This window comes from Wenzhouxiangella marina (assembly GCF_001187785.1).
GTDB classification, from domain to species: domain Bacteria; phylum Pseudomonadota; class Gammaproteobacteria; order Xanthomonadales; family Wenzhouxiangellaceae; genus Wenzhouxiangella; species Wenzhouxiangella marina.
Genome location: NZ_CP012154.1, coordinates 1 through 10010 on the forward strand (window position 1 = coordinate 1; position 10010 = coordinate 10010).

The window sequence follows — 10010 nt, forward strand, 5'->3', positions numbered from 1 at the left end:
GTGTATCGTTTTTCAGGCCGGCGCGTCAATAAGCCGGCGGCTTCGCGCGCACAGTCCACACCGTGAGCTCGAGCCTGTGGATAAAATGCCCCCGGTTGCCTAAACTTAGTCGCTTCATGATCGACGATGCCCACCTCGCCCGGCGCGCGGACCTGTGGCAGCAGTGCCTTGCACGGCTGGAACGCCACGTCCCGCTGGATGAACTCAATACCTGGATCCGTCCACTGCGTCTGGACGAGTCCAAGCCCGATCAGGTCGCCCTGCAGGCGCCCAACGATTTCGTGCGCGACCAGGTCAGCGAGCACTACCTCAGCATGATCCGCGATTTCTTCGCGGCCAACGGCATCGCCCGCGATCAGGTGTTCATCGAGGTCGGCAATCAGCCGCGCCGGGTCACCGCCAGCAAGGCGCCGCGCCAGCGCGGCGGCGTGCACGGCCTGGATGATCGTTATCGCTTCGAGAACTTCGTCCTCGGCAACTCCAACGAGCTGGCCTTCGCGGCCGCGAGTCAGGTCGCCAAGAAGCCCGGCAAGGCCTACAACCCCTTGCTGCTCTACGGCTCGACCGGTCTCGGCAAGACGCATCTCCTGCACGCCGCGGGGCATCAGATCGCTGCGGACAATCCCGACGCGCGGGTCATGTACCTGCATTCGGAAAAGTTCGTCAGCGAGATGATCCAGGCCCTGCGACGTGACAGCATCGATGCCTTCAAGCGCCGCTATCGATCGGTCGATACGCTGCTGATCGATGACATCCAGTTCTTCGCCGGCAAGGATCGATCCCAGGAAGAGTTCTTCCACACCTTCAACAGCCTGCTGGAATCGCAGCAGCAGATCATCCTGACCTGCGACCGCTACCCGAAGGAAGTCGATGGTATCGAGGCGCGGCTGCGGTCACGCTTCGGCTGGGGCCTGACCGTGTCCATCGAACCGCCGGATTTCGAGACACGCGTCGCCATTCTCCAGAAGAAGGCGCTGGAGCGCGATCTGGAACTCGACGACTCGGTGACCTTCCTGATCGCCAAGCGCATGCGCTCGAACGTGCGCGACCTCGAAGGCGCGCTCAATTCCCTGATCGCCAACGCCCGCTTTTCCGGGCGGCCGATCGACGTCGAGTACACCCAGGAGATCCTGCGCGACGTGCTCGCCGTGCACGATCGCATGATCACGATCGAGAACATCCAGAAGGCCGTCGCCGATTTCTATCAGCTGCGAGTCACCGATCTGCTGTCCAAGCGCCGAACGCGCTCGATCGCTCGTCCCCGACAGATGGCGATGTTCCTGGCCAAGAGCCTGACCCAGCATTCCCTGCCCGAGATCGGCAATGCCTTCGGGGGCCGGGATCATACGACCGTCCTGCACGCCTGTCGTAAAATCGAGGCCTTGTGCGAAACCGACGGCCGTCTGCGTGAAGATCGGGCGCGGCTGACGCGGGAGTTATCCTCATGAGCCTGCGCGGAAGCCGTGGAGTAACTGTGGATAAATCGCGAGGCGAAAGTTATCCACATTCGCCCCACAGGAAGCGGGCTCGCTTAGTCAGAGGGTCGTGCTTTCTCAGATCATTGATTTTCAAGGGAAAAATGGGGTTCTTCGCTTACTCACAGGCCCTATTACTACTAGTCTTTTTTCTTTATCAACAAAACAACAGTGACACGACGTCGCGAACCGCCAAGGAGCAACCATGAAATTCTCGATCGCGCGTGAAGCCTTGCTTGCGCCCATTGCCCAGGTCGTCAACGTGGTCGAGCGTCGGCAGACGCTGCCCGTACTGGCCAACTTTCTGATCGATGCGCAAGACGATGGTTTGCGAATCACCGGGACCGACATGGAGGTCGAGCTGGTGGCTCGAGCCAATGCGGAAGTGGCTCAAACGGGAGCGATCACGGTCCCGGCACGCAAGCTTGTCGACATCTGCAAGGCCCTGCCCGAAGGCGTGAAGGTCAACGTCCAGCTCAATGAGGACAAGCTGGCCATCCATGCCGGGCGCAGTCGCTTCACGCTGGCGACCCTGCCGGCGGGGGAATTTCCGTCGAGTGATCAGGCCGAGAGCCTGGCCAGCTATCCGATCAGTCAGGCCCGCTTGAGCTGGCTGGCCGACAAGACCGGCTTCGCAATGGCCCACCAGGACGTGCGTCACTACCTGAACGGCCTGTTGCTGGAGTTTCGCGATGGCATGATTCGCGCCGTGGCCACGGATGGACACCGCCTGGCCCTGGCCGAAACCCAGGCCGACATCCAGGGAGAAGCGCGCAGCCTGATCGTCCCGCGCAAGGGCGTGCTCGAAATGAACCGTATCCTGGAAGACATCGACGAGCCGCTGAACGTGGTGATCGGTCAGGGTTTCCTGCGTCTGGACCGGGAGCGTATCGTGATGACCACGAAGCTGATCGACGGTCGCTTCCCGGACTACGAAGCCGTCATCCCGCTGGAAACGGACCAGGCCGTCATTCTCGACCGGGCCGAAATCACTCATGCCCTGCAGCGTGCCGCCATCCTGTCCAACGAGAAGTACCGTGGCGTGCGCCTTGACCTGGAGCCGGGCACGGTCCGTGTGGTGGCGCACAACCCGCAGCAGGAAGAGGCCGTGGAAGAAGTCGAGGCCGAGCACGGCTTCGACAAGCTGAAGGTGGGCTTCAACGTGAACTATCTGCTCGATGCCCTGGGCGCCATCGATGGCGAGAAGGTGCGCATTGCCCTGCGCGATGCGAACAGCTCCTGCCTGGTGACCGGGATCGAAGACGACAGCGTCCGCCAGGTCGTCATGCCCTTGAAGCTCTAGTACCGACGGGCGTTCCCGAGCCTTGGCCGTTGAACGCCTGACGATCGAAGGCGTCCGCAATCTGCAGGCGGGCGCGCTGTCTCCGGGGCCGGTGATCAACTGGCTCCATGGTGAGAACGGCGCTGGCAAGACCAGCGTCCTCGAAGCCATCCACCTGGTCGGTCGCGGCCGTTCCTTTCGCGCCGCTCGCCCCGGGAGCGTCATCCAGCACGGTGCCGAGCAACTCCGTGTCGTCGTGAAAAGACAGGATGGCGTGGTCCTCGGTGTCGAGCGTAGCCCCGAAGGCTGGCGCGGCCGCATCGGCGGCCGGGATTCCCAACGCATCAGCGAATTCGCCGCCGCCCTCCCCCTCGTGCTGATCGAGCCCGATAGCCATCGCCTGGTCGATGGCGGTCCGGATCGTCGCCGCCAGTACCTCGACTGGCAATTGTTTCACGTGGAACCGGACTACCTCGAGGCCTGGCAGCGCTACGCCCGGCTCCTGAAGCAGCGCAATGCGGCCCTGAAATCCGGCGCTCGCGATGCCATGCTCGACGCCCTGGAGGCGCCCATGCTGCCGGCGGCAGAACGCCTCGACACCCTGCGGCGTCAGCAGGTCTCGCTCCTCGAGATCACGGTACGGCGTCTTCTCGAGACCATCGGGATCCGGTTGCCTGGCGAAGTCCAGCTGGCGTACCGGCGCGGCTTCCCCGTCGATGAAACCCTTGCCGACGCCCTGCGCGCGCAGCGTGACAGCGATCGGGAGCGTGGCTTCACCCAGCGTGGCCCACACCGGGCCGATCTCGCTCTGAAGGTCGACGGGCATCCGGCGGCGGTCGAGTTGTCCCGGGGGCAGCAGAAGTTGCTGGCCCTGGCCTTGCTCCTGGCCCAGCTGCATCACCTGGATCAACACGGAAGCCAGGCCCCGCTCCTGTTGCTCGATGATCCCGTGTCCGAGCTCGATCGCCGCCATCTGGAAAGCGTGCTGGGGTGGCTGGCTGAGCAGCGCTTCCAGACCTGGGTCACGGCCACCGAGCCCCCCGACATCGAGGCGCGGTTGTTTCACGTGGAACAGGGGGCGGTGCGACCGCAGCAGTGAGGGCTTCGGCCCCGGGTCGCTGCCGTCGAAGGGGCCTGGTCTCACTCCGGCGCCGCCCACGATCCCGGTGGGGCGACGAGCGGCTGCCCGGCCTCGATTCCCTCGTGTCGCGGATTCGGACTGTTCCACGTGAAACCTTGCGGCCGAGAGGGGCAGCCGAGGGGCCTGGAAAGGCCGGTCGATGCTATACTCTGGCAGTTCTTCGACCCCTTCGGCGACGCGCAGCGACAATGACTGAAAACGAGTACGGCTCCGGCAGTATCAAGGTCCTCAAGGGACTCGACGCGGTCCGCAAGCGACCGGGTATGTACATCGGCGATACCGATGACGGCACCGGTCTGCATCACATGGTCTTCGAGGTCGTCGACAACTCCATCGACGAAGCCCTGGCCGGCCACTGCGACGACATCCGCGTGACCCTCCACGACGATGGCTCGGTCAGCGTCCAGGACAACGGCCGCGGCATTCCCGTCGATATCCACGAGGAAGAAGGTCGGTCGGCCGCCGAAGTGATCATGACCGTGCTGCATGCGGGCGGTAAGTTCGACGACAATTCCTACAAGGTCTCGGGCGGTCTGCACGGCGTGGGCGTGTCCGTGGTCAACGCGCTGTCCGAGCGTCTGGCCCTGACCATCGATCGTCAGGGGCAGCGCTGGCATCAGACCTACACCATGGGCGTGCCCGACGCGCCCCTGGAAGTGATTTCCGAGAGCGATCGCACCGGCACCCAGATCCGCTTCTGGCCCAGCGCGGAAACCTTCTCCGACATCGAATTCCATTACGACATCCTGGCCAAGCGTCTGCGCGAGCTGAGCTTCCTCAACTCGGGCATCGGCATTCGCCTGGCCGACGAGCGCAGCGGCAAGAAGGACCATTTCCACTACGAGGGTGGCATCCGTTCCTTCGTTCAGCACCTGAGCGAGAAGAAGAGCCCGCTGCATCCGAACACCCTGCATTTCGCGGCGGAAAGCGACGACATCACCGTGGAGGCCGCGCTGCAGTGGACCGACGCCTACCAGGAATCGGTGTATTGCTTCACCAATACCATTCCGCAGAAGGATGGCGGCACCCACCTGGCGGGCTTTCGCGCGGCTCTGACGCGGACCCTGAACAACTACATCGAAGAAGAGGGCCTGGCCAAGAAGTCCAAGGTCCAGACCACCGGTGATGACTGCCGCGAAGGCCTGATCGCCGTTCTGTCGGTGAAAGTGCCGGACCCCAAGTTCTCCTCGCAGACCAAGGACAAGCTGGTCTCCTCCGACGTCAAACCGGCGGTCGAATCGGTGCTGGCCGAAAAGCTCCGGGACTTTCTGCTCGAGAATCCCAACGACGCCAAGCTGATCGTCGGCAAGGTGGTCGAAGCGGCGCGCGCTCGCGAGGCCGCTCGCAAGGCGCGCGACATGACCCGCCGCAAGGGCGTGCTCGACGTGGCCGGCCTGCCCGGTAAGCTGGCCGATTGTCAGGAGAAGGATCCGGCCCTGTCCGAACTGTTCATCGTCGAGGGTGACTCCGCCGGCGGTTCGGCCAAGCAGGGCCGAAACCGCAAGTACCAGGCGATTCTGCCGCTGAAGGGCAAGATCCTGAACGTCGAGAAGGCTCGCTTCGACAAGATGCTGGGTTCCGCCGAGGTCGGCACCCTGATCACCGCGCTCGGCACGGGGATCGGCAAGGATGAATTCGACGTCGAAAAACTTCGCTATCACCGCATCATCATCATGACCGATGCCGACGTCGATGGCTCCCACATCCGCACCCTGCTGCTGACCTTCTTCTACCGGCAGATGCCCGAGCTGATCGAGCGGGGTCATGTCTACATTGCCCAGCCGCCGCTCTACAAGATCAAGCAGGGCAAGCAGGAGTGGTATCTGAAGGACGAGGCCGAGCTGAACCGCTACATGCTCGAGCGCGCCCTCGATGGGGCCCGTGTCTATCCGTCGGCGGATGGCCCGGCACTGGAAGACTCCGCCCTGGCCCAGCTGATGGCCGATTTCCAGCAGGCGCGGGCTGTCGCGGCTCGCATGAAGCTGCGTCAGGACCCCGACGTTATCGAACAACTTGTTGATTTCGAAGAGTTTTCAACCGAACCCGGCTTCGATGTCAACGGCTGGGCCGAGCGCTTCAAGGAACGTCTGGAAGCCGCCACGCCGGCGGGCGTGGTCTGGCATCTGAAGCCGTTGGGCGGCGGCGGTGTCGTGATTTCCCGCCATGCCCAGGGCGTGGTCCAGGACACGATCCTGGACGCCACCTTCTTCCAGTCGCCCGAATACCGGCAGTTCGCCAGGATCGGACGGGCCGTGGCCGAGCTCTTCGGTGCCGACGGCCGCGTCGAGCGCGGCAATCAGTCGACCCAGGTCAGCCGATTCTCGGAAGCCTATGACTGGTTGATGACCGAATCGCGCAAGGGCCGAAGCTTCCAGCGCTTCAAGGGTCTCGGTGAAATGAACCCGGATCAGCTCTGGGAAACCACCGTCAATCCGGACACCCGGCGTCTGCTGCGCGTGACCATCGAGGATGCCGTGGCGGCGGATGAGATCTTCGCGACCCTGATGGGCAACGAGGTGGAACCGCGACGCGCCTTCATCGAGGACAATGCCCTGCAGGTCTCGAACCTGGACGTCTGATTCGAGGCCTGTTTCACGACGCGGCCGCGCTCCCACGCGCGGGCCGCTGTCCTCGTTCGGTGATCAGGGGTAGAGGCTTTCGAGCCCGGCCTGCAGGGACTTGAACGGCACCGAGCCACTCGGGCCACGACAGTCGATGGCCAGGGATTTGCCCCCGCAACGGATGATCAGGTCCAGCAGGGCCGGCTCGCAACCGAGAAACACCAGATCGGCGGCCGCCACGTTGTAGCGTGCCGCGAGCTGATCGATCTCCCGCCGCCGGGCTCGCTTGCTGCTGAACAGGCCGGCCTCCAGATAGACAACTCCGTCCAATTCAGCGCCCGCGCGGCGAATGCGCTGCTGCAGATCCTGCTGCAGCGCGAGGTCGTGATCCACCAGGCGTCGGGTCGGACGCCAGCGAGCGGGCTGGATGGCCACGAGCAGCACCGAGTGCCCCTGGCGTTGAAAGGCCACCAGGCGCTCGAGTTCATCGGCCGATGGCTCGGCCCCGTTCAGCAGCAGCTCGCGCTGAATCAGGATCGGCGCACGCGACCGCGGCATCGATCAGCGCCCCAGCCGGGCCAGGTCGGCGATGTCGATGATCAGGCCTCGCAGGCGCGTCAGCAGCGCCAGACGATTGGCGCGAAGACGGGCGTCCTCGGCCATGACCATGACCTGGTCGAAGAAGGCATCGACACCTTCCCGAAGGCCGGCCAGCTCGGCGAGGGCGGCGGGATAGTCCGCGCGGGCCAGGGCGGATTCCAGATCCGTTTCCACAGCCTGAATGTCCGCAAAAAGCCGCTTTTCCGCGTCGTCCTGCAGCAAAATTGCATCAACGTCGCCGATTCGCTCGTTTTCAGCCTGTTTGAGGAGATTGCTGGTTCGCTTGTTGGCGGCAATCAGGCTCTCGGCCCGCTCGTCGTCGGCAAAGGCCTGAATCGCACGGGCGCGAGCCATGAAGTCGGCGACCGATCCGGCCTTGCCGGCCTCGACGGCCTGAATCGTGGCCGTTTCGATCCCGGCCTCGGCCGCGTGCGAGCGAAGGCGGTCGAAGATGAAGCGTTCGACCTCGGCCTTCAGGTCGCCATCGACCTCGAGCTGCTCGCCCAAGGCCTCGGCCGCCAGATCCACCGCCTCGGCCAGGCTCAAGCCGCAGTTCGAGTCCTCCAGGATCCGGACGATGCCCAGTGCTGCACGGCGTAGCGCGAAGGGATCCTTTCCGCCCTTGGGTTTCTTGCCCGCGGCAAAGATCCCGACCACCGTGTCGAGCCGATCGGCCAGGGCCAGCGCCTGACCGGCCGGGGTCCCCGGCAGTTCGGCACCAGCCTGGCGAGGCATGTAGTGTTCTTCGATGGCCATGGCCACGGCGTCGTTCTCGCCATCGGCCAGGGCGTAGTAACGGCCCATGATGCCCTGCAGTTCGGGGAATTCACCCACCATTTCCGTGAGCAGATCGCACTTGCACAGGCTGGCCGCGCGTGCGACCTGCTCGGGATCCGCTGCAAGCGATTCGGCCAGTCGCCGGCCCAGCTGGCCGAGTCGCGCCGCCTTGTCACCGGTCGAACCGAGCTTTTCCTGGAACAAGACGTCATCCAGGCGCGATGCCCGATCGGCCAGGCGCTGCTTGCGGTCCTGATCCCAGAAGAAGCGCGCGTCGGAAAGGCGCGGACGAATGACCCGCTCGAAGCCCGCGATCATCGCTGTCTCGTCCTTCGACTCGATATTGGCGATGGCGATGAATCGGGGCGCCAGGGACCCGTCAACATTTCGGACCGGAAAGCATTTCTGATGCTGCTGCATCGAAGAGATCAGCGCTTCCTCGGGCACCTCGAGGAAGGCTTCGTCGAAGCTGCCCATCACGGCCACCGGCCATTCGGTCAGGCCGACGTTCTCGTCGAGCAGATCGGGATTGTCGTCGACGCGCATGCCGGCCTTGTCGGCCAGGGTGCTGACCTGCGAGGCAATGCGTTCGCGGCGCCGATCACGATCGGCCACCACATGGGCCGCTTCCAGCACCCGTTCGTAGTCGCTCGCCGACGCCAGTTCGTGCCAGCCGGGCCCATGAATCCGATGGCCCTGGGTGCGACGGCCGGCGCTGAGTCCGAACAGCGACAGGGGAATCGCTCGCTCGCCGTGCAGGACGCACAACCAGCGGACCGGGCGCAGGAAGCGCTCGTCGAGGTCCGACCAGCGCATGGACCTGGCCCCGGCCATGGCCTTGACGGTCTCCTCCAGCATCGGGCCCAGCAGCTCATCGAGGGCCTTGCCGGGCTCGGTGATCCGGGCGTAGAGCCAGCGACCCTGATCGGTCTCCAGCCAGTCCAGCTCCTCGAAGGATTTGCCCAGGCTCCGGGCAAATCCTTCGGCCGCCTTGCTCGGTTTGCCATCGGCATCCAGGGCGACGTTCTCGGCCGGACCCTTGCGTTCGAGTTCGCGATCGGCCTGGCGGTCGAGCACCTGGCTGAAACGAACCGCCAGTCGGCGCGGCGTCGCCAGACGAGCGATGGCTGCCCCTTCGTCCATCAGACCGGCATCGACGAGGCGTCGCTGCAGGCCATCGCAGAGCAGATCCAGCTGCTGGTCGATCGACCGGGCCGGCAGTTCTTCGCAGCCCAGTTCGATGAGAAGATCGGCGCGAGTGCTCATGCCGCCACCTCCTGCTTCAGGCCCGGAAAGCCGAGCGACTTGCGCCGCTCATAGTAGGCTTCGGCCACCAGTCGGGACAGGTCACGGATGCGCAGGATGCTGCGCTGGCGCTCGGTCACGGATATCGCCTGCCGCGCATCGAGCAGGTTGAAGGTGTGCGAGGCCTTCAGTACCTGATCGTAGGCCGGCAGCGGTAGTCCCGCCTCGACCAGGGCGCGCGCCTGTTCTTCGCAGGTATCGAACCAGGCAAACAGGCTTTTCGTGTCGGCGTGCTCGAAGTTGTAGGCCGACTGCTCGACCTCGTTCTGATGGAAGACCTCGCCATAGGTCACCACGCCGTTCGGGCCCTCGGTCCAGACCAGGTCGTAGGCCGACTCGACGCCCTGCAGATACATCGCCAGGCGCTCCAGACCGTAGGTGATCTCGCCCATCACCGGGCGGCACTCCAGTCCGCCGGCCTGCTGGAAATAGGTGAACTGGGTGACTTCCATGCCGTTCAGCCAGACCTCCCAGCCCAGGCCCCAGGCACCGAGGGTCGGCGATTCCCAGTTGTCCTCAACGAAACGGATGTCGTGGATTTCCGGGTCGATGCCGACCGCGTCCAGGGAGCCGAGGTAGAGTTCCTGGAAATTCAGGGGCGAGGGCTTCATCACCACCTGATACTGGTAGTAGTGCTGGAGCCGGTTCGGGTTCTCGCCGTAGCGACCGTCCGTGGGACGACGGCAGGGTTGCAGGTACGCCGACGACCAGGGCTCGGGCCCGATCGATCGCAGGAAGGTGGCCGGGTGGAAAGTGCCGGCGCCGACTTCCAGATCCAGCGGCGCGGTCAGAACGCAACCCTGCTCGGCCCAGTAGCGGTCCAGGGTGCGGATGAAGTCCTGAAAATTCACGGTCGAGGCCCGTTATCG

At 64.4% G+C, this 10010-nt stretch carries 7 protein-coding genes; 4 read left to right on the forward strand and 3 right to left on the reverse strand.

Annotation, left to right across the window (positions count from 1 at the left end):
- Positions 1 to 116: 116 nt before the first annotated feature.
- The 4 genes from dnaA to gyrB all read left to right on the forward strand — a co-directional run bounded on the left by dnaA (position 117) and on the right by gyrB (position 6477).
- Complete coding sequence (gene dnaA / locus WM2015_RS00005) at positions 117 to 1448, forward strand: chromosomal replication initiator protein DnaA (RefSeq protein ID WP_049724113.1); 1332 nt, start codon at positions 117 to 119, stop codon at positions 1446 to 1448.
- 232 nt (positions 1449 to 1680) lie between these two features.
- Complete coding sequence (gene dnaN / locus WM2015_RS00010) at positions 1681 to 2778, forward strand: DNA polymerase III subunit beta (RefSeq protein ID WP_049724114.1); 1098 nt, start codon at positions 1681 to 1683, stop codon at positions 2776 to 2778.
- Between the two features lie 22 nt (positions 2779 to 2800).
- Positions 2801 to 3856: a DNA replication/repair protein RecF gene (recF, locus tag WM2015_RS00015; RefSeq protein WP_049724115.1), complete on the forward strand. Its 1056-nt coding sequence runs from the start codon at positions 2801 to 2803 to the stop codon at positions 3854 to 3856.
- Between the two features lie 230 nt (positions 3857 to 4086).
- Positions 4087 to 6477 carry a DNA topoisomerase (ATP-hydrolyzing) subunit B gene (gene gyrB, locus WM2015_RS00020; RefSeq protein WP_049724116.1) on the forward strand — a complete coding sequence of 797 codons (2391 nt, stop codon included), beginning with the start codon at positions 4087 to 4089 and terminating at the stop codon, positions 6475 to 6477.
- A 63-nt stretch (positions 6478 to 6540) separates the two neighbouring features.
- Here gyrB and WM2015_RS00025 read toward each other — a convergent pair whose 3' ends face one another.
- Genes WM2015_RS00025 through glyQ form a run of 3 tightly spaced genes read right to left on the reverse strand, consistent with a single transcriptional unit; the run spans position 6541 to position 9992 of the window.
- A complete protein-coding gene (locus tag WM2015_RS00025) occupies positions 6541 to 7017 on the reverse strand; it encodes a hypothetical protein (RefSeq protein WP_049724117.1) in 477 nt (158 codons plus the stop codon).
- Between the two features lie 3 nt (positions 7018 to 7020).
- Entirely contained in the window at positions 7021 to 9102 is a 2082-nt protein-coding gene (gene glyS / locus WM2015_RS00030) for a glycine--tRNA ligase subunit beta (protein ID WP_049724118.1), read from the reverse strand.
- Entirely contained in the window at positions 9099 to 9992 is an 894-nt protein-coding gene (gene glyQ / locus WM2015_RS00035; RefSeq protein WP_049724119.1) for a glycine--tRNA ligase subunit alpha, read from the reverse strand. The genes glyS and glyQ overlap by 4 nt, the downstream gene beginning before the upstream one ends.
- Positions 9993 to 10010: the final 18 nt, after the last annotated feature.

Excerpts from the sequence above, each read along its gene's own strand:
- dnaN (WP_049724114.1), top strand. The coding sequence starts at position 1,681 with ATGAAATTCTCGATCGCGCGTGAAGCCTTGCTTGCGCCCATTGCCCAG.
- dnaA (WP_049724113.1), top strand. The coding sequence starts at position 117 with ATGATCGACGATGCCCACCTCGCCCGGCGCGCGGACCTGTGGCAGCAG.
- glyS (WP_049724118.1), bottom strand. The coding sequence starts at position 9,102 with ATGAGCACTCGCGCCGATCTTCTCATCGAACTGGGCTGCGAAGAACTG.
- WM2015_RS00025 (WP_049724117.1), bottom strand. The coding sequence starts at position 7,017 with ATGCCGCGGTCGCGTGCGCCGATCCTGATTCAGCGCGAGCTGCTGCTG.
- gyrB (WP_049724116.1), top strand. The coding sequence starts at position 4,087 with ATGACTGAAAACGAGTACGGCTCCGGCAGTATCAAGGTCCTCAAGGGA.